Source organism: Parasphingorhabdus pacifica (assembly GCF_054779195.1).
This window is the reverse complement of sequence record NZ_BAAGYS010000004.1, coordinates 96283-122625: the sequence shown is the minus strand read 5'-3', so window position 1 is coordinate 122625 and position 26343 is coordinate 96283. Positions and strand designations below refer to the sequence as shown.

The following is a 26343-nucleotide window of genomic DNA, read 5'->3' as shown; positions in this document are numbered from 1 at the left end:
ACGAAAGGTTCTACCGTGGCACTACTCGTGCACATCGTGATCACCGCGGTCGCGGTGTGGATCACGACCGCGCTGCCGGGCATCACGCTCGGCGGCGCGGACACCGGCACCAAGGTCGTCACGCTACTGGCGGTGGCGATCGTGTTCGGCATCGTCAACGCGGTGCTCAAACCGGTCGCCAAGACCGTCGGGTGCGTGTTCTACGTGCTCACGCTCGGCCTGATCGGGCTCGTGGTGAACGCGTTGCTGTTCAGGCTCACCGGATACCTGGCCGCGGAGATGAACCTGCCGTTCCGCGTCGAAGGGTTCTGGGCGGCGTTCTGGGGCGCGCTGATCGTGACGATCGTCAGCAGCGTGCTGCACGGGATGGTGCGTCGCATCGGCAGCCCCGAACCACAGCGCTGACCACCGCTGCCGGGGACCACGGCAGGCGCATATACCTATCGTGGTCCCCTACTCGCGCCGGGTCCGCTCCGGGAGCGGTAGCCGCCTGCGGTGGCCGTGTCCGCTCGCTAATCGTTCTTCGCCGTCATCCGGTCCGCGATGTCCCGGCCGATGAGCAGCGACGCCGTCGCCGCCGGTGACGGTGCATTGAGGACGTGCACCCAGCGCTCGTCCTCGACCAACAGAAAGTCGTCGACCAGCGTGCCGTCCGGTTTGACCGCTTGGGCCCGCACACCCGCCTCCGTCGGCACCAGGTCACGTCCGCGCAGCTCGGGCAGGAGCTGCCGGGCGGCTCGCACGAACAGCGGCTTGAACGCCGACCGCGCGATCTCACCGGCACCGGTGCGCCAGTACTTCTTCGCCAGCACGCGCAGTCCCGGATCACGCACCAGCCTCCTCAGGTGGGGCGCCGACCAGGTGCGCCAGTCGTATCCCTCGCGGGCCAGCGCCGGAACGGCGTTCGGGCCGACGTGCAGCGTTCCGTCCACCATGCGGGTCAGGTGCACACCGAGGAACGGGAAAGCCGGGTCCGGAACCGGATACACCAGGCCGCGCACCAGCTCTCGCCGGGACGACGTGCTCTCGAAGTACTCGCCCCGGAAGGGCAGGATCCTGGCAGGCGGCTTCGCCCCGGCCAGCTCGGCGACCGCGTCGCTGTGCAGCCCGGCGCAGTTGACCGCGCGGCGGGTGCGGATCTCCCCGGTCGTGGTGCACAGGACGAGGTCCGCGCCGTCGGATTCCACCCCGACGAGTTCGGTCCCGGAACGTAGCTCCACTCCGCGCTCGGCGAGGAGTTCGGCGAGCTTTCGCGCGACCGCGCCGAAGTCGGTGATGCCCGCGTCGGGAACGAGCAACGCCTTCACTCCGCGCACGTGCGGTTCGCGTTCGCGGAGCCCGGCCGTGTCGAGTTCGGTGAGCCGAACCCCGTTGGCGGTGCCCCGGCGGGCCAGCTCGGCCAGTCGTGGCAGCTGCTCGTGGTCGGTCGCGACGACGACCTTGCCGGTGCGTTCGACCGGGATGTCGTGCTCGGCGCAGAACTCGTACATCGCTTCGGCCCCGACTCGGGCGAAACGGGCCTTGCCGCTGTCCGGCGGATAGTAGAGGCCGCTGTGCAGCACCCCGGAGTTGTGCCCGGTCTGGTGCGCGCCCCAGCGGGGTTCCTTGTCGAGCACGGTGACCTTCGGCGCTGCGCCGTTCCCGGAACCGGCGGTTCCGCCGCGAACCAGCGCCCACGCCGTCGCCAGTCCCACGATGCCACCGCCGACGATCGTCACATCGTTGGTCATGGCTACATCCTCCACTGCGCGCTACCCGGAAAGGGCGCTACCCGGAAGGACTGGTGCCGGAAGGCCGCTGCCCGGAAGGACTGGTGCTTTCGAACCGGTGTCGGGGCCGGGATCCTCCCACGGGTGGAGGCTGATCTCGTCCTGCGGGCGGAAGACGGATGACGCGTGTGGCGGCACGCTCATGATCCAGCGGCCCGCGCGGCAAGCGCGTGGCCCACCGTCGAAAGGGGAGTGTCATGACTCGCGCTCGTGTGGTGTTTCTGATGCGGGTGCCCACCGCGCGGCAGGGCGTGTTCCTCGCCGCCTACGAGCAGGTGCGGTTCCTCGTCTCCGAGGGCGTACCGGGGCACCTCAGGGACCAGGTATGCCAGTCGGCCACGGATCCGGAACAATGGTTGATCACCAGTGAGTGGACCGATCTGGACGCTTTCGAGGCGTGGGAGCGCACTCCGGAGCACCGGGACCTGGTCCGGCCGTTGCGGGAGTGCTGCGTCGAGGCCCGCTCGTTGCGGTTCCGGGTGCACGAGGAAACGGGCGTGCCCGAGAGCTGGTACCCGAACTACGAGCGGGTCGGGTGATCCGGAAAGTTCCGCACTCGCGGTAGAGCGCGGAGATCGGGTTTTCCTCGGCCTTTCGCGCGGGGTGAATCGGATTCAGTGGTACTGGTACCGCATATTCGGGTGCTGGTTCGAATGGACGGGTTCTGCTTTGCCTTTGACCGTGCCGCGATTTTCCGGGATTTCGGTCGGTTCCGTCTCGCGGCCCTGGTGGGGTTTCCGTGGCCAGGACGACCGTGTCCCGGTGATCATGTCGAGGAAACTTCCGGCGTGCGGGATAATTCTCCTCGTCGAAAGGGATGACCACTTTTCCTCGTGGCCCGAAAAGGTTCTTGCGCCCACTGATCGTTCCGCCTTAGTGTTCCGGTTGGAAGGGGGATCGGAACCCTGGGGTGGCGGTGGGAATATGGATCGGCATTGGCGTTTCCTGTTGGTCGGGTTGGGTTCCGCCGGGGTGTCCGCCGCACTCGTGGTCGGGTGGCGCGGGCGCTTCGTCCGAGAATTGTCCCGAGTGGCGGCACGAGAGCGGATGGTCGAGCGCCGCCGGATCGCGCGTGAGCTGCACGATGTAGCCGGGCACCGGCTGCTCGCGATCGTGCTGCATGCTCGGCGGCTCGCCGTCGACGTGCCGGAGACGCGGTCGGCCGCCGAACGCATCGAGGAGTTGGCGGTACTGACCAGGCGGGACGTCCGGGACGCGGTGGGCGCGTTGCGTTCGGCGAGTCAGAACGGCGACACCGAGGTTCGCGGTGCCGCGACAGACCGAGGTTCGAGCGTGGGCGACCGGTCGTTGTCGGCCGGTGCGGCGATGCTCGGTGCGGATCTGCCGGACGTCGATCTCGTGGTGCGGCTGGACAACGCGGAAGCCGAGGGCGACTTGGGACATGGCCTCCGCCTCGCGGCCCTGCGCATCCTCCAGGAGGGCGTGGCCAACGCGATCGAGCACGGCAGCGGGCCGATCAGCGTGCGGGTGAGGTTCGGCCCCGAACTCGACATGTTGGTGCGCAACCGTGCGACCGCGGGTCTCGCGCACGGTGCGCAGTGGCGATCATCCGATGCCGAAGCCCGAGCGCCGGGCGGGAAAGCTGGATGGGGATTGACCGGACTCCGCGAGCGCGCGGCCGAACTCGGCGGGCACGTTCAGTGCGTCGAGTCTCCCGACGGTGGGTTCTGTCTCCGGGTGCGGATCCCGGCCGGTTCCTGTGCCGACCCGGCCGGTTCCGGTGCCGACCCGGCCGGAGCCGGGTGCACCGGCGCCCGGAGCGCGCCGTGAACCGGATCCGGCTTCTGATCGTCGACGACGAACCGCTGGTTCGGCAGGGGATCCGGTCGGTGTTCGACCCGTTCGCCGACGTCGAGGTGGCCGGTGAGGCGACGGAGGGGGCCGAGGCCGTGCGCGCTGTCCGGGAGCTCTCCCCGGAGGTCGTGCTGATGGATCTGCACCTGCCCGGGATGGGCGGGCTGGAGGCGACCGAGCGAATCTGCTCGGGAGGCGACCAGTGCGCCAAGGTGGTCGTGCTGACCATGTACGACCGGGACGAGCACGTCTTCGAGGCATTGCGGGCGGGAGCGAGCGGCTTCCTGCTCAAGGACGCGTCGCCGGCGAAACTGGTCGAAGCGGTGCGCGAGGTGGCGCGGGGCGAAGCATTGCTCTCGGCGTCGGTCACCCGACGGCTCATCCGGGAGTTCGTCCGGGTTCCGGCGGTGTCGGGGGCGGGTGCGGACTGCGGCATGGGCGACTTGACCTACCGGGAGCGCGAGGTCTTCCGACTGCTCGCGAAGGGAAACGGGAACCGGGACATCGCCAGGCTCCTGGTGGTGGAAGAGAGCACGGTGAAATCCCACGTGCAGCACCTGTACCAGAAGCTGGGGGTGCGGGATCGGGTGCAACTTGTCATCTACGCGTACGAACGGGGTCTCGTGTGAGCGTTCGCGCGCTCGTCGGGATTGTCGAGAATCTGATCGCGACCGTGTGGTGTTCACCGGATTTCCGTTTCTCGAACAAGTGTTGAACATCGGTGTTCGGGCGGCGGGATTGCCCATTGTCGCGGCCTGTCGGTTTTCCCATTATTACCGAAAGTCCACTCCGCTGTGGCAAGTGACCTCCTCTTTCGTATGACCGAAAGGAAAACGGTGACGGTCTGAGTTGGATGTGCTCCATTTGGTTCACTCGACAGTGAATTCGATGTGTCACGCTTCTCGCGGCTGAACGACAGCGCTGGGTCAAGCCGGGGCGCTGGGGCCGCGGCGTGGCGCCGGCATTTCGTCGAGAGGACACCACCGTGAACCTGACCCGTTGGAAACCGCTCTCCCTGATCTTCGGTGCCGCGATCGTCGTCGCACCCACCTCTGCTTTCGCGGCCGAGGCTCCCGCGCCCGCGCGGGATTCGGTCGCTGCCGCCGAGTCCGCCGACTACTACCAGGACGCCGAGGGCAAGACCGGCCAGGAGTTGAAGGACTCGTTGCACGGGATCATCAGCACCGGGGTCACAACCCTGACCTACGACGAGGTGTGGGACGCGCTCAAGGCCACCGACGAGGACCCGTCCAACCCGTCCAACGTGCGGTTGCTCTACTCGGGCCGTTCGCAGAGCAAGGACACCAACGGCGGCGATCAGGACGAGTGGAACCGCGAGCACGTCTGGGCCAAATCCCACGGCGACTTCGGCACCGCTCCCGGCCCCGGTACGGATGTGCACCACCTGCGGCCGACCGACGTCTCGGTCAACGGCGAGCGCGGCAACAAGGACTTCGACCTCGGTGGTACCGAGGTGGACGAGGCCCCCGGCAACCACACCGACGACGACTCGTGGGAACCGCGCGACGAGGTCAAGGGCGACGTCGCGCGGATGATCTTCTACATGTCGGTCCGCTACGAGGGCGACGGCGGGTTCCCCGACCTGGAGACCAACGACCAGGTGGACAACGGCTCGGCCCCCAACATCGGGCGCGATTCGGTCCTGCGGCAGTGGCACGAGCAGGACCCGGTGGACGAGTTCGAGCAGAACCGCAACCAGGTGATCTTCGACAGCGTCCAGCACAACCGCAACCCGTTCATCGACCACCCCGAATGGGTCGCCGAGATCTGGGGCTGACCACGAGAGCGGCCGGTGGCCCCACGCCACCGGCCGCTCTCGTGGTCAGCGGGATACCGGGTTCAGCGCCGATCGTGAGCGGGCGGGGACTCGTGGTGGAGCTTTGCCGGTCTTTGCGGGGGAGGGCGCTGAGCTCGGTTTCGGGCGTTACCCGGAAGTGGCCAGCAGTAGATCGCTGTAGGAGTGCGAGACCAGGTCGTCGTGTCCGACGCCGAGCTCGTCGAGCCACCGCAGGCACTGGCTCTGGAGCTGCTCGCGACCGATCGTGCCGTCGTGATCGATCGCCTCGACTTCCAGGAACCCGCCGAGCCCGGTTACCTGGTCGACGTGCAGTTTGACGTTGTCGCACCAGAAAATTTCCCGGCGCTTGTCGACCACGACGAGAACGTCCAGGCCCTCGCGCAGGACCTCCAGCAGGGACTGGCCGTCCGCAGGCGTGTGCAGTGTGACCTGCGAATCCTTCGGGCCGCTACGGTCATCGCGCCGGTAGTGGATCAGGGTGGTCTCGATGGTGCCCCTGCGGAGCTTCAATCGGCCGTCGGTCACGTCGAAGTAGGTATCGATCTGGTGGTCACGTCCTCGGTGGCGTGCTCCCAGCTGCGATATCCGTTCGAACGTTTCCGCGGGATCGGCGCAGCGGGCTTTGAATTCCACGATGTCGACCTGCATTCGGCAAGTCTAACCGGAAGAGTTCGACAACCCGGGCGTTTCGAATGAATCGAACATTCGCGCGAATTCGGGGATCCAGGCCGGTGCATATTTTGCCAAGGGGTCGCAGCGGGGAAGCGATGTGCGTTCGTTTGAATTGGTTGCTCGGGTAAACCATTTTGGCGTGGCCCCTGGAGAAAGTGCTGGTCGTGCGGATATTCTAAATAGTGTTCACGTTTATGGTGTGACATGTGGCAGTTCTCTCGCGACAATGACCGGCCTTTTTCCTTGTGGCTCACTCGATCGGGGGTCACAATTTCACCCTATGAGTTACCCGCAGAATCAAGGCCCCGGTCCCCACGCTCCGAATGGACACGGTCATCCTCCGGAGCGGGACTGGTATTACGAGGACCGCCGTGGTGAAGGCGCCGCCGGCGTCGCGAATGTCGTTCGAGTGGTGACGAGCGTGATCGTCACCATTTTCGTCCTGCACGTCCTGTTCGTCGTTTTCGGCGCCAACCAGGGAAATGAATTCGTCTCGATCGTCTACACGTTGGCCAAGACGCTCGTCCTCGGTCTGGGGGACGTGTTCACCCCGGACGATGCCGTGCTGGGCGTGGTCCTGAACTACGGGCTGGCGGCGCTGCTCTACCTCGTCGTCGGACAGTTGATCGTCAAGGCCCTCAAGCGCCCCTGACAGGGGCTTGTCTCCGCGCCGAATGCCCGGGTGGGGTGTGCACGGGCCGCACACCCCACTCGCGCACGGAAATGCCTCAGCGGTGTCCGGTGGGTAGGGGTACTTCGGGGCTGGGGGCGAAGTCGTCGTGCCATTGGGTGCGGTCTTCGAAGGCGGCACCGTCGGAGCGGGCGACGTAGACTTGCGCGGCGCCGCCGCGGGTGAAGGTCACGATGTCGCTTTTGCCGACGCCGGGCCATTGGTCGGTGGTCGATCTTCACCGACCGGGGTGTGTTCACCGGGGCTGATGTCGACCGCTTCGGTCTCTCCGTTGGGTCGTGAGTCGTGCGGCCACATTGTGGTCATCACCCTGAATCGCATACACGCGCGGAATTTCCATGGTGAGCCACCCTTGCGAGCCGATGACCTCATAACACGAGCTCTCCAGGGTCGCCGAGTCGACGCGGATGACCGGATCCTCGTTCTGGCAATCGGTCAATATGATATTGCCGTCGCCTTTGAGTATCGAATTTCCCGTTCGGCGAATATCTGGTCGGCTCCGGGATAGTTGTACTCCTCCACTGCGGGCGGAGGAGTGTCGGGTACTGCTGCGATCGACGAACTGTTTTCACTGCTCAGTGCGGTCGCCGTGCCCGTTGACGCGGCCACGATTGGGGTCAGCAAAAACAGCCCGACGAGCTTTGCTGGATGCTTCATCCTGCTCCAGATGGCTAGCTTTCGGAACGGTGGCAAACCGTAACAAAGCGGACATAACGCCGCCAGCGAATAGCGCATGATCCATATCACACTTACCCGCTTTTCGATTTGGTTGCCTTGTGTGTCGAGTGTCACCAAAAAATAGATAAATAGGTTGATGTGCTTGTGCTCGATCGCGAATATCGCGAATATCGTCCGCTGAATCCTGTCCCGACGAGCCGGGAAAAGCGGCGAACGACGAGCGGGAGATATTGACGTGGCAATAACCGGACACAGACAGCGGAGACGACGCGTGGCCAGTCGCGCGGGGCTCGTGTGTGGAGTTGCCGTCAGCCTGGCTGTGAGCATGCTCGGTGCTGCTCCGATCGCCCTGGCCCAAGAGCAGATGGTGACCGCCGAAGACCGAGCTGCGGTAATGCAGCTGTGGCTGGACGGCGGGGAAACCATGCGCAATGCCGCGGGTGCGGCATTGACGGGAACCGATGTCGAGTTGCGGGAGTTTCTGGACAGCGGTGCGGATGAGGCTCGACATCAGGATCTGCGCGACCGGGTCGGCTGGATGATGGAGACCGGTGGGCCGGCGATGCGGGTCGCCGGCAACGAGGTGTTGGAAGTCGACACCATCGAAGCGTTGGAGTCCTTCCTCCTTCAGGAGGGTTTTCGCCCGCACTATCACCGTGATCTGCGATTCCGAACCCTGCAGGCCAAAAACGCCGGCGGGGGCCAGGTTCAGCAGGCGGCCGAGGAAGCGCTGGACGCCGACACCGAGAAGGCGTTGGAAGCGTTCCTGGAGGACGGGTGGAAACAACCACACCACACCGATCTGCGAGTGCAGGTTCTGTGTGCGAAGTACACCGGTGGTGAGTATGTGAAGGCGGCGGCTGAGCGGGCTTTGGACGCTGATACCGATGAAGCTCTCACGCGGTTCCTCGAACACGATTGGGAGGTGGCTCAGGCTCGGGATGTGGAGAAAGCGACGGTCACCGAGCTGGTCGAGCGCGCCGAAGAGGCCGGACGGCAGGCTCGGGAGCACACGGTGGCGGCGCAGCAGGCCACTGAACGGGCGCTGAATGCGGCGGAGCAGGCCAAGATCGCTGCCGAGCGGGCCCGTGCGGAAACCGAGGCGGCACAGGGGGATGTGGCGCGTGCCTCTGCTGCGGCAGCCGAGGCGGCGGACACCGCGGAGCGTGCCGCTGCCGCGGCCCGCACGGCGATCAACGCGGCCAGTGCGGCCGATGAGGCGGCGAGGGTGGCAGCCAATGCCGCGTCGCAGGCGGCGTCGGCTGCGGGGATGGCCGGTGAGGCTGCGGCGCGAGCGTATTCGGCGGCTTCGGCGGCTGCCATGGACGCCTCTCAGGCGCAGGCCGCGCGTGATGCCGCAGCGGTTGCGCGGAACGCGGCGGCCGAGGCGACCCCCGCGGCCGATGCGGCTGATGCCGCGGGGGAGGCGTCCGAGCAAGCGGCCACCGCTGCGCAGTCCGCGGCGAGCGCCGCGGGCAATGCGGCCGCGGCGGGCACGGCGGCCGCCGAAGCCGGGCAGTACGCCGGAGTCGCTGATGAGCAGGCGCAGCGTGCCGCAGCGGCGGGTGCGGAAGCACGGGCTCAGGCGGAGCGGGCGCAGCAGGCCGCCAATGCTGCCACGGATCTGGCCAATCGGTCGCGGGCCGCGGCGAACAGCGCGGCCTCGGCGGCGCGTTCCGCAGCCCAGCATGCCAACAACGCGGCAGTCGCCGCCGAGGACGCGGCCGAGCACGCCGGCGAAGCCGCGGACGCGGCGGCTGAGGCCACCGCGCACGCGAATGCCGCGATCGAGGCGGCCAAAGCGTCCGTGGCGGCGGCTGAACAGGCCCGGCAGGTTGTGGACCTGGCGCGGGAAGTCGAGGCAGAACGGGTCGAGCAGGATAAGCAGCAACTGATCGATGCTGCCCAGCAAGGACATGAGATCTGGGAGAACCGACAGGATGTCCAGGCCTGGGATGCCGAGGAAGAGGCGCGGATCAATGAGCAGACCCGGCAGCTGCTCGACGCGGCCACCGCACCGGACGCCGCCCCTGAGACGGTGCTGAGCAACGGACGCCAAGCGGCCGTCAACGTGCTGACCACTGGTAGCACCTGGAGCCGTCAGGCTGCGCAGCACGCGCTGTCCGGTACGGGCGCCGATGTGCGCCACTGGGTCACCTCCGGTCGGGAGGCCGCCGCGGTGCAGGACGATCGGGCGCGGGTGGCTCGCATCGCCGAGCTGGATGATCGGGATGGGTTGCGGCAGGCTGCTGAAGCTGCGCTGAATGGCACGGATGCGGACGTGCGGGAGTTTCTGGCCAATCAGGACTATGAGGGCCGGGTGACCGACGACCGAGTACAGACCCTCCGGATCAAGCACGATGCGATCGGGCCAGCGGTGTCCGAGGCTGCTGAGGCAGCGTTGGATGGTACGCCGGAGGACGTGCGTCAGTTCTTGGAAGAAGGCCAGTTTACGGCTCGGAAGACCGACACGCGGTTCGTCGCGCTTCAAGTCAAGGCTGAGGGTGGACCGCGGACGCAGGCAGCGGCGGAAGCCGCGTTGCAGGGCCCACCGGGCTGGACCGAGAACTTCGTCCAGTCGGGGCAGTACCTCTACAAACAGCGCGACGAGCAGTCCGCCGCGCACTCGGCGGAGATGGAACGGCTGGTCAGTCGCGGTATGCAGGCGGCCGCGGAAGCGATGCAGGATGCCTACACGGCCGCCAAGTCCGCGGCCGAGGCACGGAAGGCAGCCGAAGAAGCCGCAGGCTATGCCCAGCAGGCCCAGACCTCGGCCGGCCAGGCGGCCGATTTCGCCAGCCAGGCGCAGGCCTCGGCCGATGAAGCCCGAGCATCCGCGGAACGGGCCGAAACGGCCATGGTCACCGCCCAGAAGGCGTCGGAGTCCGCTCAGCAGAGTGCGCGGGACGCGAATGCGTCTGTGGTGCAGGCATACCGGTCCGCGGATGACGCGCACAGTTACGCGAACTCTGCCTACAGTGCCGCCGATCAGGCGCGGGCCGACGCCTTGGCTGCCGGGTTGGACGCGCAGGCGGCGGCAACCGCTGCCGATCAGGCCAGGCAGGAAGAAATCGCACTCCGCGCGCAGGAGTTCCAGGACTCACGACAAGACTGGTTCGGTGACGTCACCGACGCCGACATCGAACTGGTCGCACACGATCTCAGTTCTGCCGAGGACGAATGCACAATAAACATTGTGGATGGAGTTCCCCAATTCCACTGTTTCGGGGGGGGAGCTGGAAAAGCAGTGGGAAGAGAAGGCGAGGATCGATCGGGCGGTCCAGGAAGCACTCGAAGAAGAAGAAGCTTCGTACTGGCCATGTGTTGGCACAACAACCTTATCGAATGGTATTGTTTCCGGCTACGTCGGTGCTTCAGCGGTGGGAGTTACCGTTCCCGGTGTTGGGGTTGTTCCAGACTGGGCAGTAGGGGCGGTTCTGGGGTCAGCCGGAGGGTTCACGGCCGGATTGCTTGTGTGTTGACGCTAGCGTGCTTTCTCGGAATTTGAAGTGGCCGGGGCTGCTTAGTGCCTGTGGAGCCCCGGCTGTGTCCCTTACTGTGAAATCAAAGTTTCTAGTTACTAACCGGGTCAGGTGTGAGGGTAAGTGTCGTCTGAATTGCCATTCTCGAGAGTTGTTCCACCCCTTGAAAACGAAAAGGTCCTTGTTCGGCACCTTGCGGCTCAACATTCTGGTGCACGTCGCGAGGTCGGGGCGTGGTTGTATCTGACCAGTCATCGGCTCTTGCGTGTCCCTGCCCTCCTTGAGAGAGCGCGAGGAATCCACGCTTGGTGGGCCAGGCGTGAAGACGTCACGAGTGTGCAATTCGCCGACTCAAGAATAGAAAAGTCATTTTTTGGGGGATTTGGGGCGAGATTGGAAGTTGGTCTCAGTGACGGGTCTGCGGAGCTCTTTCTGGTGTATCGGCCAGCGAGGGTGTTTGAGGAGATAAGGGAATGGATTCCGAACTAGTTGTACCTAACAACTCAATATGGAGCAGTGTAGTCGCTCGATTTGTCGAGGTTGATCTTTCCGATGATTCATCAGAGGTCTTCGTTGTGTATTAGCCAGCTCTAGTTGCCCAAGAGGTCAAGTTCGTGGAACTTTCCGAAAAAGGAATCTAATGACCTTTGGGCCCGGGCTTGGGATAGGGATATCGAGCGAAAAGCGCTGCGGCGTCTTGCGACGGCAAGTTTTCCGGACGCGAATGCGTCTGTGGTGCAGGCATACCGGTCCGCGGATGACGCGCACAGTTACGCGAACTCTGCCTACAGTGCCGCCGATCAGGCGCGGGCCGACGCCTTGGCTGCCGGGTTGGACGCGCAGGCGGCGGCAACCGCTGCCGATCAGGCCAGGCAGGAAGAAATCGCACTCCGCGCGCAGGAGTTCCAGGACTCACGACAAGACTGGTCCGGTGACGTCACCGACGCCGACATCGAACTGGTCGCACACGATCTCACTATCTCCGAAGAATGCATAGAAAAGCTAGCGGTAGTGACGTTCCTAAACGAGTGCACCCGAATTGCCCTAGAAGAGAGCAGGCAAGAGCACGCCAAGATCGACGAAGCGGTCCAGGAAGCACTCGAGGAACAAAAGCCCAGCTGGGGCAAATGGGCGCTTAAAACTTCGGCTACCACTTCGGTTAGTGGAGCTGTCGGCGGCCTTGTAGGTGGAACGGTACTGTTTGGAGCAGCGGCCCTTCCTTCGGCTGGCGTGGGTGCTATCGCCGGTGCGGGCGCGGGATTTGTCAATAGTTTTATCATCTGCTAACGAAAAGGCACACCGGGTGGGCCGAGGTCGCGGTTTTGTTGCCGTCACGGTCGCGGCTGGCGCGCCTGCTTTGCTGTTGATAGCGGGGAGGTCGTCACGGACAGGATTGGCGAGTTCGTCGCGAGCGTCGATGTGAGTGGCGAGCGTGCTGCATGGATTCTGTGTGATATATCTACCCGAATGTCAAGTTTGTCTAGCTGGAGGTTTCGACATAATGTCATTCAAGTTGACCTTCCCAGAAGGCATTCTCCCTTTTGAGGGGGAAAATGTTCTTGCTCGGTATCCGGCAAACCGTAGGCAGACGTGGCGTGCGGTCGGATATGCGGTCGGGTATGCGATCAGTGGAAGGCTGCATGTGACGAGTCATCGTCTCTTGTTTTTGCCGCATAAGCTGGATACAAAAATCGGAGGAAAGAAATGGTGGGTGCTGCGCGAAGATGTAGCAAATGCCGAGTTTGCCGGTATAGATCCGGCTAAAATTCTTAGCTGGGGGCTTCGAAGTAGAATGAAGGTTGATCTGTCCGATGGCTCATCAGAGATTTTCGTTGTGAACCAGCCAGCTTTAGTCGCCCAAGAGGTTAAGTCCTGGATTATCCCAAAAGAGGAAATCTAGTGATCTGTGTGGGGCTGGACTTGGGAATGGGTTATCGACTCAACGAGCACAGTGGCATTTGCGGCAGAAAGTTTTCGGGGGATATCGAATCGAACGGGTTGGACGCGCAGGCGGCGGCAACCGCTGCCGATCAGGCCAGGCAGGAAGAAATCGCACTCCGCGCGCAGGAGTTCCAGGACTCACGACAAGACTGGTTCGGTGACGTCACCGACGCCGACATCGAACTGGTCGCACACGATCTCACTATCTCCGAAGAATGCATAGAAAAGCTAGCGGTAGTGACATTCCTAAACGAGTGCACCCGAATTGCCCTAGAAGAGAGCAGGCAAGAGCACACCAAGATCACCGAAGCGGTCGAGGAAGCACTCGAGGAACAAAAGCCCAGCTGGGGCAAATGTGCGCTTAAAACTACAGTTACTACTTCGGTTAGTGCGGCTGTCGGAGGTACTATAGGGGGATCGATATTATTTCCAGGCGCGACTCTACCTTCGGCTGGCGTAGGCGCTCTCGCCGGTGCGGGCGCAGGATTTGTCAATAGTTTTATCATCTACTAGAAGAAAGAAATATCTCTAGTTATCGATCACAGTCGGGGAATTTTGAAATTTGGCACAGTATCGATTGTGCCGTAGTCAACTAGTGAAGTTCACGTCATCCATCAAACTGGAAAGCTTGCCAAATGTCACAGAATCTAGAGTTCCCTAAGAATGTTTTCCCGTTTGAGGGTGAGTACATACTCGCAAGCTATTGGGCGAACCGGACGCAGAATAGGTGGATGAACTCTGGTGGAACGTTGTATTTGTCGAGCCATCGAATCTTGTTTTCGCCCAATTTGATAAACGCAAACCTAGGAGGGAGAAAATGGTGGGCGCTGCGTGAAGATGTCACAGGCGCTGATATAGTTCGTCAAAATCTGGCAGATCTCTTTAGTGGGGGACTTCGGAAGCGGCTGAAGATCGACCTTCGCGATGGGCCTGCACAGCTTTTCATTGTGCCCGAGCCAGCTCTGGTTGCTAAAGACATCAGATCGTGGACCTCTCCCGAGATCGGATCCTAGTTGGAAAATGGTTCTGTGTGCGAAGTACACCGGTGGTGAGTATGTGAAGGCGGCGGCTGAGCGGGCTTTGGACGCTGATACCGATGAAGCTCTCACGCGGTTCCTCGAACACGATTGGGAGGTGGCTCAGGCTCGGGATGTGGAGAAAGCGACGGTCACCGAGCTGGTCGAGCGCGCCGAAGAGGCCGGACGGCAGGCTCGGGAGCACACGGTGGCGGCGCAGCAGGCCACTGAACGGGCGCTGAATGCGGCGGAGCAGGCTAAGATCGCTGCCGAGCGGGCCCGTGCGGAAACCGAGGCGGCACAGGGGGATGTGGTGCGTGCCTCTGCTGCGGCAGCCGAGGCGGCGGACACCGCGGAGCGTGCCGCTGCCGCGGCCCGCACGGCGATCAACGCGGCCAGTGCGGCCGATGAGGCGGCGAGGGTGGCAGCCAATGCGTATTCGGCGGCCTCGGCGGCTGCCATGGACGCCTCTCAGGCGCAGGCCGCGCGTAACAAGCTACTTCAGATGGCGGGTAACAGCTTCGACGTCACGTCTGCCGCGGGTGCGCCGGCGCGAGCCAAGATCACCATGCTTGCCGGTGCGATTTCGGTCAGTCTCGGGATGTGGCGGTCGATGACGACGATTCGGGGCAGGACGCGCGGGTGCTCGCCTTGTCGGACGGCGTTTTCGCGATCGCGGCAACCCTTCTGGCGCTTGACCTGCGCGTGCCGGAAGGGCTGAACACGAGCAGTCTGCACGACGCGCTGCGCGCGCTGGTCCCCGCCATGTTCGGCTATGCGATCGCGTTCCTTGTCATCGGGTTGCTATGGCTGGGACACCGCGAGTTGTTCGGGTACATCCGGCGGGTTCAGCCTGGGGTTGCTGCGGTGAACGTAGTGCTGCTGGGTTTCGTTGCACTGCTGCCGTTCCCCTCGTCTCTGCTCGCCAACTACGGCGACGAACCGGTGGCAGTGATCGGCTACGCCGCCAACGTCACAGCGATCGCGACGTTGCAGCTAGTTGTCGTCATGCTCGCCCGTCACGCCGGGAGTCTCCGGCTCGGGACATCTGCCATGACGGCATTCGCGCCATCGGCGGTCACGATCGTCATCTTCGTCGGGTCCATTCCGGTAGCACTGTTGGACCCCAATTGGGCGACCGTCTGCTGGCTCCTGCTGATCCCGGCTCACAAGGCCGTCGACAGCATCGAGAAGTACCGGGCCCAAAACCAGCAGGCAACCTAGCCCGACGGTCCCCGTCAACTGATGCCAAAGTGTCCATAAATCAATTGACACCGGACGACACCGATGCATGACGCGGGCCCTGGATCAGCTCAGGAGGTCACTTAGGGCGGCTGCATGCGCGGCTAGTTGGTAGCGCGGCAACAAGTGGGTGTGCAGCCGCACGGTGTTGCCCAGCGTTTCGTAGTGCAATTTTGAGCGGCTGCTAGAAGGTGCTCAACGCTGGCGCGACTGTTAGGACGTCCTGCCAGTGGGCGGTAGCCTCGGCGTCGGTCAGCTCGAACGGCTCGACGACGTGGTGGCGCGCCAGATCACCAGTGCGTAGCCTCGCTGGATTGAGGTTCGTTGTAGGACCGCATCGGAGGCAGCGAGAAGCACACCCCACCGAGGCGAAGGCTGTTCAAGCTGTCGCCAAGCAAGCCGCGGGTGGGCTGAAGTTCCACGACCTCCGCCACTCCTGCGCGACGTGGCTAGTGGACGACGGAATGCCGGTGAACATGGTTCAGCGGGTGCTCGGGCACGAAAGGTCGTCAACAACGCTGGATCTCTACACGCGTCGCAGGGACGGCGGTGATCGCATTCTGGAGGCGCGCTTCGAGGCGATGACGACGATAAGGGCGGAATTTCTGCGTCGAACACGCGATGATCGGATGCTTGGTCCCGGCCTGCTGACCGAAAAAGAAAGACCCTGGTCTGATCTCCGCGTGGAGCTCTGACCAGGGTCTTTCTTGTGTGGGCGATACTGGGATCGAACCAGTGACCTCTTCGGTGTGAACGAAGCGCTCTCCCGCTGAGCTAATCGCCCGGGTTCGCCGCCGTTCCCGGCGACAAGAAGAAGATTACACGATCGTTCTCAGGGCCCGAAAAGGGGGGAGGCGAGCCAGGACCAGTGGGCGCCGAACAGATCGCCGACCAGGGAGAAAGTGCCGAGCAGCCAGAGGGTCCCCAGCACGATCACGCCGGTCCCGGACATGACGGCAAGTTTGACCACCACCGACTGGCGGTGCAGCCAGTCGATCCAGCGGTGGTAGTGCCGCCTGGCGAACATGTTGACCCGGTGGGCCCAGTGGAACTCGGTGGCGAGGATGCCGAGACCCGCGAAGACCACGAGCCACCCCGGCCCGGGGTAGGGAATCATCAGCACGCCCGCGATGAGCACCAGCGTGCCGAACGTGCCGAGCACGAACCGGTACGTGGTGTTCAGCGACCGCCGGGCTCGGATTCGGTCGCGGTGAACGTGCAGTCGCACCCGCAACGAGTGCGCACGTATGCGCATCGACGAGTGCTCGTCGACGTCGTGCACCGGACGCTGCTCCGTCCGGTGGCGGTCGGAGTCGGCTGTGTTGCTCAGGGTCCACCTGCCGCTGGCCGTACGTGATCGATTCTCGACCGGTCCCGCACCGGCCGTGTGCCAACAGGATAGGGGCTGCAATCGACCGGCGAAGGTGCGGCGAGCGACGCCCTCGTGTTGCGTGCTCGTGTCGAGGCGTCGGGGAACTCCCGGCGCGCGGCTCGAATGTGACCGGTCTCATGTCGGCCGGGGGCCGGTACGGGCGTTCGGCCCTGTTGGTGCGCCTTCGATCCTGGTCACACTGTGACCTCGCTCTCGGTGGGCGGTCGGTCGCCACGCCTGAAGGGCGGACCGGGTGGGCGCTGGGGTTAGTCCGTCCCGGGGAACGAGCGTGGCGAGCGTCTCATCTGCCCTGCTGAGCGGCCGATTTCGCGGAAGTCCATCACTTATCCTGGAAGTTGCGCCCGAGCGAACGATGGGTATCCGGGTAGAGGGCTTCCAGGGCGGCGGCCTCGGGGCGTGAAATGAGGGTACTCAAGCCAAACGCAATCGCGAACGGTTACGCAGCCAGCTTCGGTGGTCGTCCGTTGGGGTGATCGACCGATTGGCGGGTCGCCGCCACCATGGAGCGGTGGTCCAGCTGAGGCGAGCGGGGCGGTTCAGGACTGGCGAACAAGGGCCTGTGATCCCGCTGTCTGACCGAGCATGTGAATACGCAGCGCATTGCCTTGGTTGCCCTGTGCATTCGGGTATGCCCCGTACGGGTGATCTATGGCCGAGTCGCGAGCAAAAGGCACCGAAAGCGCGTCACAAAAGTAGTGCTCGGTCGATATAAGGACCGGGAGGGAGAGAAAGGCGAGGACGATGCGCAACGATCACGTGACACTCCGTTCGACGGCGGTGTTCGACCTCTTGGCCCCGCAGACCCCTGCGGTGCCGGTTCAGGTCGAACTGCGCTACGACACTCGAGACCCCTACGCGGTGGTGGCGGCGTTCCGCACCGGTCGCGCGGGATGGGTCGAATGGGTGTTCGCCCGAGACCTGCTCGCAGATGGTCTGATCGCGCATGCCGGCGAGGGGGACGTGGTCATTCGTCCTGCGGTCGACGATCCCGAGGTGGTCGCGATCGAGCTCAGCTCGCCGTCGGGTCACGCCGTGTTCGAGGCCTCTGCGCAGGAGTTGGCCGACTTTCTCGACCGCACCTACGACGTCGTGGTGCCCGGCAACGAGAACCTGTGGGTCAACGTCGACGATGCGCTGACCCGGTTGTTGCCGCACGACCTGTCCTGAGCCGCACGACCTGTCCTGACGGGTCACGGCGGTTCGATCAGTCGGCGCGGGACCGGGCCGGAAGTCGGCTCGGGGTGAGCGCGGACGCTCGGGCACCCCCGGTTTGATCGCCGTTGGCCCGGTGGTCTAAAGTTCTCCGTGCAACGCGCTGAGGGGTACCGAGCCGTACGGACGAGGTTTCGATACGGCCAGGGTTTCGCCGAGGCAGCTGCAGGCGGATGTAGCGCAGCGGTAGCGCATCACCTTGCCAAGGTGAGGGTCGCGGGTTCGAATCCCGTCATCCGCTCTGATAGTTCTTGCGGGTTGGTTCCCGCATTTACGGCGGAGTGGCCGAGTGGCTTAGGCAAGGGCCTGCAAAGCCCTGTACGCGGGTTCGATTCCCGCCTCCGCCTCGCGCGATTAGCTCAGCGGGAGAGCGCTACCTTGACACGGTAGAGGTCACTGGTTCGATCCCAGTATCGCGCACCAAAGATGAGTAGATAAGCCCCTGTCGACGATTTTCGTCGGCGGGGGCTTATCTGTTCGCTACCGCACATAGTCGGCTCCGAGGTGATAGACGCCCTCGACGACGGCTCGGCGGGTTTGCCGAGCAGGTCGCGGTGCACCGGCAACGCGTGTTCACCGTGGTCGAGGACATCCGCGAGGTCGCCCGGCAGGGCCCGGCGACCGCACTCGGAAACCGACCGATTCGGTGCATGAGACCTGATCCGGGCCCCGTCTGGTGATCCTCACCGATTGGGGTCCTGATTTCGCGCGGATCGAGAACATTCGATCGGCACGGTCGTTCCGGGCCGAGGTGCTATGGTCGATGCGTGCGATTCCACTACTTCCGCTGAGAGCGCCGACCTCGGCTGCGGACTGCTTGAGGTATGTCCGCGCTGAACGCGTCGGTCGTTGAACGCACTTTCCGGATCCCGCATCGCCAGCGCAGAGCTGTGCCCGATGTGCGCGTGGATCCGTTCTCGGAGGAATCGTGTCCACTCGCATCGTCCTACCCGCCCGCGCCCGATCCCACCTCGGCGCGACCGAAGTACACCTCACCCGGGGCGGCCGCGCCGTGCTGACCGGCGTCGACCTGTCCGTTTCACCAGGTGACCGGCTTGGTGTAGTGGGCGGCAACGGAACAGGAAAGACCACCTTGCTGCAAGCGCTCGCGGGAAACCTGGTTCCCGATAGCGGCACCGTGCGGCGGGTCGGCACCGTCGGTGTCGCGGACCAGGAGATTCCGGTCGACGACGGCCGCACAGTCGGTGATCTCATCGATCTCGAACTCGCCGATGTGCGCCGAGCTCTGCAGGAGTTCGACTCGGCCACCACGGCGTTGGTCGAGGAACATTCCGGTGCCGACGAGCGATACGCCGAAGCACTGACCGTTGTGGAATCACTGAACGCCTGGGACGCCGACCGCCAGGTCGACATCTCGCTGGCCGCGCTCGGTGCCGTCACCGACCGCTCTCGAGCGTTGGCCACCCTGTCGGTCGGGCAGCGTTATCGGGTCCGATTGGCCTGTCTGCTGGGAGCCGGACACGACCTGCTGCTCCTCGACGAGCCCTCGAACCATCTCGATGCGGGCGGGTTGGAACATCTGACCGCGCGGTTGGGCGAACATCCGGGTGGGGTCGTGCTCGTCAGTCATGACCGCGCACTGCTCGCCGACATCGTCACCGCGGTGCTCGACCTGGATCCGACCAGGGACGGGCGTCCACGGACCTATGGCGGCGGGTATGTCGGCTACCAGCAAGGGAAACGAGCCCAACGCGAGCGTTGGGAAAGCGACTACCGCGAACAACAACGTGAGCACCAGCGGCTTTCCGACGACCTCGCCGCGGCACAGGACCGGCTGTCCACCGGGTGGCGGCCGATCAAGGGCACCGGCAAGCACACCCGGGCCACCCGCGCGCCTGCGCTCGTGCGGGCGGTCCACCGTCGTCAGGAGGACCTCGACGCGCACGGCGTGGACGTGCCCGCGCCTCCGCTTCGGTTCCAGGCCCCGGAACTCGGGAACATGCCGGGAGTTCCGCTCCTGCACGCCGAAGAAGTGACCCTGCGCGGACGGTTGCTGCAGCCGCGTTCACTACTGCTGCGATCCGGTGATCGACTCGTCGTCACCGGCCGGAACGGCGCCGGGAAGTCGAGCCTGCTGTCCCTGCTCGCGGGGGTGCTCCAGCCGACGTCAGGTGTCGTGGCGCGCAACGACGCGGCGCGGATCGCATCGCTGGCTCAGGAATCGCCTGCTCCGCCACGGTTGACCGCGGGCGAGGTCTACGAGGAGGCCGTCGACAAGCTCGTCGTGTCCGGGCAGCTCGGCGGTGAAATGGTTCCGCTGTCGGATCTCGGACTTCTACCGGACACTGCCGTCGGCCGGCCGGTCGCCGAACTGTCGATCGGCCAACAACGCCGCCTGCACGTCGCGATCGCACTGGCCGCGCGCCCGCACGTGCTGCTGCTGGACGAGCCGACGAACCACCTGTCGGTGACGTTGGTCGACGAGCTCACGGAAGCGTTGGTGGCGACCCCGGCGGCGATTGTGGTGGCCACCCACGACAGGCAGCTCCTCCGCGACACCGCGAACTGGCCGCAGCTGCGGCTGTGACCCCCCGCGCGACTCCCCCTCCCGATCAGGGCGGGCCGCGCAGCGGGTCCCGGCGATGTCCTGCACTTCCGCGTGGTTCCGGGGATCACGAATCCTCGGTGGCATCGGGGGAGTGTTCGGCCGATTTCCGCTTCCGCGTGGACGAGAGCTGGGTGAGCAAGGCCAGGGAGGCCATGACAGCGATGGTGGCGAGGCTGATGACGAGGGACGGCACCGAGTGCCCGAGCAGCAGACCCGCACCGCCGATGAGCGCCAGCGCGAGCATCGCCCCGTAACGGGAGCGGGCGACGGCCCCCGTTCGGGAACGGAGGAAGAGAACGTTGCCGAGCAGATAGACGAGGGGCCCCCCGACGCTCGTGAGCACGAGTGCGGGCTCGGTCTCGGGATGCGTGATCCGCACTTCGATCGAGACCGCCACGATGATGGCACCGGCGACCATGAGGGCGTGGGCGTAGGCGAACGCGGAGCGCAACGCGGCCGTGCTGCCGTGGCCCCGACTGGCCTGCGTGTCGGGTCCGGCCAGCGCGAAGTAGTTCCACCACTGCACGAACAGGCCTGCGAAGCCGAGGAGGACCGTGAGCACGGCACCCGGCGGAACGGGGTCGAGCTCCGAGAGTGTGAAGCCCATGATCAGGATGGACTCGCCGAGGGCGATGATGAACACGAGCCGATTGCGCTCGGCGAGGTGTTCCGGGTCGGTGGGCCAGGTGCTCATCGGTGCGGCGCCGAGGCCGGGGAACCGGTAGTTGAACCGCGGCGCGGAGACATCGATGATCAGCGCGACCAGCCACACCAGCAGACGCAAGTCGGGTTCCAAGAAGGCGCCGACGATCCAGACGACGCCGGCGGCGGCGCTCCAGGCCAGCAGGTTCGTGTAGTTCTTGGCGAGCACATGTCCGCGCATCGCCACCGCCATGAACCCGGCGCGCAGTACTTGCGCCCCGACGTAGCAGCCCACGAACAGTAGGGCGTCCTCGTCGAACGCGTGGGGTAGTGCGAGGGACATCCCGAAGGCGGCGAGCATGAGCACGGCGTTGAGCAGCCGCACCAGTCCGCTGCGCGGATCGAGCCAGTTCATCGCCCATGCCGAGTAGTTCCACGCCCACCACACGGCGCCGAACAGCACGGCCACGCGCAGGGCGCCCGACCAACTCAGGTCTGCCAGGAGTGTGTGCGATACCTGGACGATCGCGAAAACATATACGAGATCGAAAAACAGTTCGATCGGGGCCGCTTCCGACCGGCGCGGCCCCTCTGGGCGCATCAGCTGCGGCCGAGAAGAATGACTGGTGTTCACGGATTCGTATCGTGACATGGCGAGGTCCGCTCGGGGCGGCACCACCAGTTTCCGGGCAGGTTCTGGTGTGAACGCGGGACCGGTGGCACACTGGAATTGGGCAACCGACCAAGGCAACCGACCAAGGTATCTGACCAACCAACGAGCCCCAACCAAGACGGGCCGTTCAAGGCGCTGAACAACGACGGACCAGCGGGTGCCCGGAGCCGGGGCGCGGTTCCGCGAACAGGAGTGATCATGACGACTTCCACGGCGGCCGAGCGTGGTCGCGAGGTGCGGCAACGACTGCTCAAAGCCGCTGCCGAACTCATTCCCGAGCGCGGTTGGCAAGGGGTCAGCACGCGCAACCTCGCCGAGCGGGCGGACGTCGCTCCGGGACTGGTGCACTACCACTTCGCGTCGTTGCAGGCGTTGCTCGGCGAAGCCGCGATCAGCGAGATGCGCGGAATGGTCACCGGTATCGGAGCTGTCCTCGAAGAAGCGAACACGCCGGAGGCGGTTCTGGAGGTGATGCTGGGGGCGCTCGACGAGTACTCGGGCCGGGATCCGGCCTCGCTGCTGTTCATCGAGACGTTCCTAGCCGCCACGCGGGACGACGACCTGCGCCGCGCGGTCGGAAGCGTGCTCCACGACGTGCGCGGAATGCTGGTCCCGGTGCTGCGCGACCACGGCGTGGCCGAACCGGAAGCGACTGCCGCGGTACTGGCCTCGGCGCTCGACGGCGTCATGCTGCATCGCGCACTGGACCCTGACATGACCGCCGGAACCGTCGCTCCAGTACTGCGCCGAGTTCTCGGGTCCGCGAACAGTGCGGACGACACGGTGGGGACGACAGGAGGAGAGCTATGAAGATCGTGATCTGCGGTGCCGGGATCGCGGGGCTGGCCCTCGCGAACCGGCTCGACGAACTCGGTTGGGACGTCACCGTGCTCGAGAAAGCCCCCGGGCCCCGCCCGCAGGGCTACATGATCGACTTCTTCGGCGCCGGGTACGACGCGATCGAGGCGATGGGCGCCCTGCCGAGACTGCACGAACTCGGCTACCAGGTCGACGAGCTCCGCTACACGGATCATGCGGGACGGCCGCGAGCCGGGTTGAAGCTCGCGCAGTTCGCCGAGGCCCTCGATGGGCGGCTGGTGAGCATCATGCGCCCTGACCTCGAAGAGCTCTTGCGGGAACGGCTTTCGGGCGACGTAGACCTGCGCTACTCGACGAGCCCGGCCGAGGTGACCGACACCGGCGATGGCGTGCACGTGACCTTGGTCGACGGGGACACGATCGAGGCCGACCTCCTGGTCGGAGCCGACGGCATCCATTCGACGGTGCGCCGGATGGTGTTCGGCTCGGAACACCGGTACGTGCGGTCGCTGGGATTTCACACCGCCGCCTTCGTCTTCGACGACCCGGTGATTCACGACGAGGTGCGCGGGCGGTTCTGCGTCACCGACAGCATCGACCGCCAGATGGGCTTCTACGCGTTGCGGGACGGGCGGGTCGCATCGTTCGCCGTGCAGCGGCGCTCGGATGCACTGCCCGAAGACCCGCAGGCCGAGATCCGGAAGGCGTACCGGTCGCTCGGCTGGCTCATGCCTCGGGCGGTCGAGAACTGCCCGCCCGCGTCCGAGGTGTACTACGACGACGTGGCGCAGGTCGTGATGCAGCGCTGGAGCAGTGGGCGCGTCGTCCTGCTCGGGGACTCCTGCCAGGCGGTTTCGCTGCTGGCCGGGCAAGGCGCTTCACTGGGGGTCGCCGGTGCCTACGTGCTCGCGGCCGAGCTGGCCGATGCCGACACCGTCGAGGGGGCGCTGGAACGCTACGAGCGGGCGTGGCGTCCCGTGGTCGAGGAGAAGCAGAAGGTCGGCCGGAACATGGTCACCTGGTTCCTGCCGGACTCGCGCCGCCGGTTGTGGATGCGCCGGGCCGCGCTGGGACTCGCGGAACGCTTCGGGCTCGACCGGTTCCTCGTCACCGGGCTGGGCGGAAAGTCGACGGGCCTGATTCGCGAGATGCACGCCCGCCGAGCGCGATCCGGGGGCACGCGGGCCGGGGATGCGCGGGCCGTCACGGGGGAGCCGGACGGCTGACCGGCGGAACCGCGCCGGGCGGATCTTCGGTGCCTTCGAGGGCGTGACCCACCCGGCGATTCGGTTCAGCCGTTGGTCGCCAGCGAGCGGAGGAAGAACGCGACGTTCGCCGGTCGCTCCGCCAGCCGCCGCATGAAGTACCCGTACCACTCGTTGCCGTACGGGACGTACACGCGGAGCTTGCCGCCGTCGGCGACGATCCGGCGCTGCTCGTCACTGCGGATCCCGTAGAGCATCTGGTACTCGTAGCTCTCCGGTGCGCGGTGATTGCGCTCGGCCAGTTCTCCGGTGAGCGCGATCATCCGCGGGTCGTGGCTGGCGACCATCGGATAACCGTCACCGGCCATGAGAACCCGGAGGCAGCGGACGAACGAGCGGTCGACCTCCTGCTTGTCCCGGAACGCGACCGAGGCGGGCTCGTCGTAGGCGCCCTTGCACAACCGCACTCGCGAGCCGGCGGTCGCGAGGTCACGGCAGTCCTGCTCGGTGCGCTTGAGGTACGCCTGCAGCACCGCACCGACCCAGGGGAAGTCGACGCGCAGGTCGTCGAGGATGCCCAGGGTGGAATCGGCGGTGGTGTGGTCCTCCATGTCCAGCGTGACGGTCGTGCCGACCTCGCTCGCCTTCTCGCAGATGCGTCGGGCGTTGTCCAGCGCGATCTTCTCCCCGTCGACGGGCAGGAACTGGCCGACGGCCGACAGTTTCACCGACACCTCGGCCCGATCGGCGAGCCCGGCATCGGCGAGGTCGGTGAGTACCTGGCGGTAGGCGAGCACAGTCTCGGCAGCTTGCCCGGCATCGGCCACGTCCTCACCTAGGTGGTCGAGGGTGACCAGCATGCCCTGGTCGGCGAGTTCCCGGGTGGTGGTCACGGCATCGAGCGAGGTCGTTCCGGAGACGAACCGGTCGACGACGGTACGGGTCAGCGGATTGGCCTCCACGAGCTGCCGGATCCGCGCTGAGCGGGCCGCGGCCAGAAGGGGGGTGCGCAGCATCATGCTCTCTCCTCTGCAGCCGGGCTCAGCGCATGTGCGGGTAGGTGTGCTCGACCGGGGCGTTGAATGTTTCCTTGATGGCGCGGGGGCTGGTCCAGCGCTGGATGTTGAACATCGACCCCGCCTTGTCGTTGGTCCCGGAGGCGCGGCTGCCGCCGAACGGCTGGCGGGACACGATCGAACCGGTGGGCTTGTCGTTCACGTAGAAGTTGCCCGCCGCGTGCCGGAGCTTCTGGTGCGCCTCCTCGATGGCGCCGCGGTCGGTCGCGAACACCGCACCGGTCAGGGCGTACGGGCTGGAGGAGTCGACCACGTCGAGGATCTCGGAGTACTTGCTGTCGTCGTAGACGTGCACGGCCACGATCGGTCCGAAGTACTCGGTGGTGAAGGCCTCGTCGAGCGGATCGCTTCCCACCAGCACGGTGGGCTGCACGAAGTAGCCCTCCGAATCGTCGTAGCCTCCACCGGCGAGGATCTCCAGCGAGGGCGTGTTGGCGGCGCGGTCCAACGCGGCCTTGTGCTTGGCGAACGCGCGGGCATCGATCACGGCGCCGCCGAAGTGCGAGAAGTCGGTGACATCTCCGTAGCTGATCGTGCGGGTGAGGTCGGCGAGCTGTTCGCGCAGGCCCGACTCCCAGATGGACCGGGGGACGTAGGCGCGCGACGCAGCCGAGCACTTCTGGCCCTGGTACTCGAATGCGCCCCGGACCACCGCGGTGGCCAGCGGTGCCGGATCGGCCGACGGGTGCACGACGATGAAGTCCTTGCCGCCGGTCTCACCCACGATGCGCGGGTAGGAGCGGTAGGTGTCGAGGTGTTCGGCGACGGTCTTCCACAGCTTCTTGAAGGTGGCGGTGGAGCCGGTGAAGTGCAGCCCGGCGAAGTCCGGGTCGGGCAGTGCGACCTCGCTGACCGCCTGCCCGTCCCCGGTGACCATGTTGATCACGCCGGGAGGCATGCCCGCGGCTTCGAGCATGCGCATGGTGTAGTGCGCGGCGAACTGCTGGGACTGCGTCGGCTTCCAGACCACGGTGTTGCCCATCAGCGCGGGCGCGGTCGGCAGGTTGCCTGCGATGGCCGTGAAGTTGAACGGGGTGATCGCGGTGACGAACCCGTCCAGCGGCCGGTACTCCATGCGGTTCCACTCGCCGCGCACGGAGTTCGGCTGCTCGGCCATGATCCGGCGGGCGTAGTGCACGTTGTAACGGAGGAAGTCGATCAGTTCGCAGGCCGCGTCGATCTCCGACTGCTGGACGGATTTCGACTGGCCGAGGATGGTCGCGCCGTTGATCGTGTCGCGCCACGGTCCGGCGAGCAGGTCGGCGGCGCGCAGGATGACGGCGGCGCGCTCGTCGAACGGAGTCGCCGCCCACTCGGCGGCCGCGTCCTTGGCCGCCCGGACCGCGTCGGCCGCGTCCTGGCGAGTGGCCTGCGCGGCAGTACCCAGTACGTGGCGGTGCTTGTGCGGCTGGACCACGTCGAAACGCTCCCCGCCGGCCATCCGCTGCTCACCCGCGATGGTCGAGGTGAGGTCGATGCGGTTGGATTCGAGTTCGGCGATGCGCTTCTGCAACGATTCCCGTTCGGGAGACCCGGGCGCATAGGACAGGACCGGTTCGTTCGTCGGGACCGGGACCGAAGTGATGGCGTCCATCATTCGCCTCCTCGCGAGGGATCGGGTGCGGGCCG

At 65.4% G+C, this 26343-nt stretch carries 25 protein-coding genes, 4 tRNA genes and 1 pseudogene; 21 read left to right on the top strand and 9 right to left on the bottom strand.

The features are described 5' to 3' along the window. The first annotated feature begins 15 nt into the window (after positions 1–15). Positions 16–405: a phage holin family protein gene (locus tag ACYVAN_RS04550; RefSeq protein WP_460955953.1), complete on the top strand. Its 390-nt coding sequence runs from the start codon at positions 16–18 to the stop codon at positions 403–405. A gap of 107 nt (positions 406–512) precedes the next feature. Here ACYVAN_RS04550 and lhgO read toward each other — a convergent pair whose 3' ends face one another. Next, positions 513–1730, bottom strand: a complete 1218-nt coding sequence (gene lhgO, locus ACYVAN_RS04545; protein WP_460955951.1) for an L-2-hydroxyglutarate oxidase — start codon at positions 1728–1730, stop codon at positions 513–515. 236 nt (positions 1731–1966) lie between these two features. Here lhgO and ACYVAN_RS04540 point away from each other — a divergent pair, with 236 nt between their 5' ends. The 4 genes from ACYVAN_RS04540 (at position 1967) to ACYVAN_RS04525 (ending at position 5382) form a co-directional block, all read left to right on the top strand. Next, positions 1967–2308, top strand: coding sequence for an antibiotic biosynthesis monooxygenase family protein (locus ACYVAN_RS04540; RefSeq protein WP_460955949.1), 342 nt, complete (start codon positions 1967–1969; stop codon positions 2306–2308). 385 nt (positions 2309–2693) lie between these two features. Continuing rightward, positions 2694–3560 carry a sensor histidine kinase gene (locus tag ACYVAN_RS04535; RefSeq protein WP_460955947.1) on the top strand — a complete coding sequence of 289 codons (867 nt, stop codon included), beginning with the start codon at positions 2694–2696 and terminating at the stop codon, positions 3558–3560. Next, a complete protein-coding gene (locus ACYVAN_RS04530; RefSeq protein WP_460955945.1) occupies positions 3557–4213 on the top strand; it encodes a response regulator in 657 nt (218 codons plus the stop codon). Before ACYVAN_RS04535 ends, ACYVAN_RS04530 begins: the two co-directional genes overlap by 4 nt. A gap of 356 nt (positions 4214–4569) precedes the next feature. Further along, positions 4570–5382: an endonuclease I family protein gene (locus ACYVAN_RS04525; RefSeq protein ID WP_460955943.1), complete on the top strand. Its 813-nt coding sequence runs from the start codon at positions 4570–4572 to the stop codon at positions 5380–5382. A gap of 147 nt (positions 5383–5529) precedes the next feature. On the opposite strand, the gene ACYVAN_RS04520 is transcribed toward ACYVAN_RS04525, so the two are convergent. Further along, complete coding sequence (locus ACYVAN_RS04520) at positions 5530–6051, bottom strand: class IV adenylate cyclase (RefSeq protein WP_460955941.1); 522 nt, start codon at positions 6049–6051, stop codon at positions 5530–5532. Positions 6052–6355: 304 nt separating this feature from the next. Between ACYVAN_RS04520 and ACYVAN_RS04515 the strand changes: the two genes are divergently transcribed. Next, a complete protein-coding gene (locus tag ACYVAN_RS04515) occupies positions 6356–6727 on the top strand; it encodes a hypothetical protein (protein WP_460955939.1) in 372 nt (123 codons plus the stop codon). A 76-nt stretch (positions 6728–6803) separates the two neighbouring features. On the opposite strand, the gene ACYVAN_RS04510 is transcribed toward ACYVAN_RS04515, so the two are convergent. Beyond that, positions 6804–6938, bottom strand: a complete 135-nt coding sequence (locus tag ACYVAN_RS04510) for a hypothetical protein (RefSeq protein ID WP_460955937.1) — start codon at positions 6936–6938, stop codon at positions 6804–6806. Between the two features lie 263 nt (positions 6939–7201). Beyond that, on the bottom strand, positions 7202–7558 hold the full coding sequence (locus ACYVAN_RS04505) for a hypothetical protein (RefSeq protein ID WP_460955935.1): 357 nt from the start codon (positions 7556–7558) through the stop codon (positions 7202–7204). Between the two features lie 157 nt (positions 7559–7715). Between ACYVAN_RS04505 and ACYVAN_RS04500 the strand changes: the two genes are divergently transcribed. The 8 genes and pseudogenes from ACYVAN_RS04500 to ACYVAN_RS04465 all read left to right on the top strand — a co-directional run bounded on the left by ACYVAN_RS04500 (position 7716) and on the right by ACYVAN_RS04465 (position 15820). Then, a complete protein-coding gene (locus ACYVAN_RS04500; protein WP_460955933.1) occupies positions 7716–10952 on the top strand; it encodes an ALF repeat-containing protein in 3237 nt (1078 codons plus the stop codon). A gap of 706 nt (positions 10953–11658) precedes the next feature. Beyond that, a complete protein-coding gene (locus ACYVAN_RS04495; protein WP_460955931.1) occupies positions 11659–12213 on the top strand; it encodes a hypothetical protein in 555 nt (184 codons plus the stop codon). A 214-nt stretch (positions 12214–12427) separates the two neighbouring features. After that, complete coding sequence (locus tag ACYVAN_RS04490; protein WP_460955929.1) at positions 12428–12826, top strand: hypothetical protein; 399 nt, start codon at positions 12428–12430, stop codon at positions 12824–12826. An 8-nt stretch (positions 12827–12834) separates the two neighbouring features. Further along, entirely contained in the window at positions 12835–13380 is a 546-nt protein-coding gene (locus tag ACYVAN_RS04485) for a hypothetical protein (RefSeq protein WP_460955927.1), read from the top strand. A 411-nt stretch (positions 13381–13791) separates the two neighbouring features. Beyond that, positions 13792–13995, top strand: a pseudogene (locus ACYVAN_RS04480) (ALF repeat-containing protein); the annotation flags it as partial. A 24-nt stretch (positions 13996–14019) separates the two neighbouring features. Next, positions 14020–14604 carry a hypothetical protein gene (locus ACYVAN_RS04475; protein WP_460956382.1) on the top strand — a complete coding sequence of 195 codons (585 nt, stop codon included), beginning with the start codon at positions 14020–14022 and terminating at the stop codon, positions 14602–14604. Further along, on the top strand, positions 14526–15107 hold the full coding sequence (locus ACYVAN_RS04470) for a TMEM175 family protein (protein ID WP_460955925.1): 582 nt from the start codon (positions 14526–14528) through the stop codon (positions 15105–15107). The genes ACYVAN_RS04475 and ACYVAN_RS04470 overlap by 79 nt, the downstream gene beginning before the upstream one ends. A gap of 209 nt (positions 15108–15316) precedes the next feature. Beyond that, entirely contained in the window at positions 15317–15820 is a 504-nt protein-coding gene (locus ACYVAN_RS04465; RefSeq protein WP_460955923.1) for a tyrosine-type recombinase/integrase, read from the top strand. A 17-nt stretch (positions 15821–15837) separates the two neighbouring features. Here the strand turns inward: ACYVAN_RS04465 and ACYVAN_RS04460 are convergent. Continuing rightward, positions 15838–15909 (bottom strand) — tRNA-Val (locus tag ACYVAN_RS04460). Between the two features lie 48 nt (positions 15910–15957). After that, positions 15958–16407, bottom strand: a complete 450-nt coding sequence (locus tag ACYVAN_RS04455; RefSeq protein ID WP_460955921.1) for a TIGR02611 family protein — start codon at positions 16405–16407, stop codon at positions 15958–15960. An 852-nt stretch (positions 16408–17259) separates the two neighbouring features. Between ACYVAN_RS04455 and ACYVAN_RS04450 the strand changes: the two genes are divergently transcribed. From ACYVAN_RS04450 to ACYVAN_RS04430, 5 genes are all read left to right on the top strand, one after another. Further along, on the top strand, positions 17260–17685 hold the full coding sequence (locus ACYVAN_RS04450) for an SsgA family sporulation/cell division regulator (RefSeq protein WP_460955919.1): 426 nt from the start codon (positions 17260–17262) through the stop codon (positions 17683–17685). A gap of 214 nt (positions 17686–17899) precedes the next feature. Next, positions 17900–17971, top strand: a tRNA-Gly gene (locus ACYVAN_RS04445). 34 nt (positions 17972–18005) lie between these two features. Continuing rightward, positions 18006–18077 (top strand) — tRNA-Cys (locus ACYVAN_RS04440). A 1-nt stretch (position 18078) separates the two neighbouring features. Beyond that, a tRNA-Val gene (locus ACYVAN_RS04435) sits at positions 18079–18153 on the top strand. Positions 18154–18658: 505 nt separating this feature from the next. Beyond that, positions 18659–20278, top strand: coding sequence for an ABC-F family ATP-binding cassette domain-containing protein (locus tag ACYVAN_RS04430; protein WP_460955917.1), 1620 nt, complete (start codon positions 18659–18661; stop codon positions 20276–20278). Positions 20279–20363: 85 nt separating this feature from the next. On the opposite strand, the gene ACYVAN_RS04425 is transcribed toward ACYVAN_RS04430, so the two are convergent. Continuing rightward, positions 20364–21575 (bottom strand): low temperature requirement protein A, encoded by a 1212-nt coding sequence (locus ACYVAN_RS04425; protein WP_460955915.1) that lies wholly within the window; start codon positions 21573–21575, stop codon positions 20364–20366. A 237-nt stretch (positions 21576–21812) separates the two neighbouring features. On the opposite strand from ACYVAN_RS04425, the gene ACYVAN_RS04420 reads away from it, so the two are divergent. Then, the gene (locus tag ACYVAN_RS04420; protein WP_460955913.1) at positions 21813–22424 is read left to right on the top strand and encodes a TetR/AcrR family transcriptional regulator; all 612 of its coding nucleotides are present in this window, start codon (positions 21813–21815) and stop codon (positions 22422–22424) included. Further along, positions 22421–23659, top strand: coding sequence for an FAD-dependent monooxygenase (locus ACYVAN_RS04415; protein ID WP_460955911.1), 1239 nt, complete (start codon positions 22421–22423; stop codon positions 23657–23659). The genes ACYVAN_RS04420 and ACYVAN_RS04415 overlap by 4 nt, the downstream gene beginning before the upstream one ends. 65 nt (positions 23660–23724) lie before the next feature. On the opposite strand, the gene ACYVAN_RS04410 is transcribed toward ACYVAN_RS04415, so the two are convergent. Then, on the bottom strand, positions 23725–24657 hold the full coding sequence (locus tag ACYVAN_RS04410) for a proline dehydrogenase family protein (RefSeq protein ID WP_460955909.1): 933 nt from the start codon (positions 24655–24657) through the stop codon (positions 23725–23727). Between the two features lie 22 nt (positions 24658–24679). Then, entirely contained in the window at positions 24680–26308 is a 1629-nt protein-coding gene (pruA, locus tag ACYVAN_RS04405) for an L-glutamate gamma-semialdehyde dehydrogenase (RefSeq protein WP_460955907.1), read from the bottom strand. Positions 26309–26343 lie beyond the last annotated feature (35 nt).

Coding starts and splice junctions, on each gene's coding strand:
- ACYVAN_RS04540 (WP_460955949.1), top strand. CDS start 1,967: ATGACTCGCGCTCGTGTGGTGTTTCTGATGCGGGTGCCCACCGCGCGG.
- ACYVAN_RS04415 (WP_460955911.1), top strand. CDS start 22,421: ATGAAGATCGTGATCTGCGGTGCCGGGATCGCGGGGCTGGCCCTCGCG.
- ACYVAN_RS04535 (WP_460955947.1), top strand. CDS start 2,694: ATGGATCGGCATTGGCGTTTCCTGTTGGTCGGGTTGGGTTCCGCCGGG.
- ACYVAN_RS04410 (WP_460955909.1), bottom strand. CDS start 24,657: ATGATGCTGCGCACCCCCCTTCTGGCCGCGGCCCGCTCAGCGCGGATC.
- pruA (WP_460955907.1), bottom strand. CDS start 26,308: ATGGACGCCATCACTTCGGTCCCGGTCCCGACGAACGAACCGGTCCTG.
- ACYVAN_RS04490 (WP_460955929.1), top strand. CDS start 12,428: ATGTCATTCAAGTTGACCTTCCCAGAAGGCATTCTCCCTTTTGAGGGG.
- ACYVAN_RS04450 (WP_460955919.1), top strand. CDS start 17,260: ATGCGCAACGATCACGTGACACTCCGTTCGACGGCGGTGTTCGACCTC.
- ACYVAN_RS04420 (WP_460955913.1), top strand. CDS start 21,813: ATGACGACTTCCACGGCGGCCGAGCGTGGTCGCGAGGTGCGGCAACGA.
- ACYVAN_RS04520 (WP_460955941.1), bottom strand. CDS start 6,051: ATGCAGGTCGACATCGTGGAATTCAAAGCCCGCTGCGCCGATCCCGCG.
- lhgO (WP_460955951.1), bottom strand. CDS start 1,730: ATGACCAACGATGTGACGATCGTCGGCGGTGGCATCGTGGGACTGGCG.
- ACYVAN_RS04515 (WP_460955939.1), top strand. CDS start 6,356: ATGAGTTACCCGCAGAATCAAGGCCCCGGTCCCCACGCTCCGAATGGA.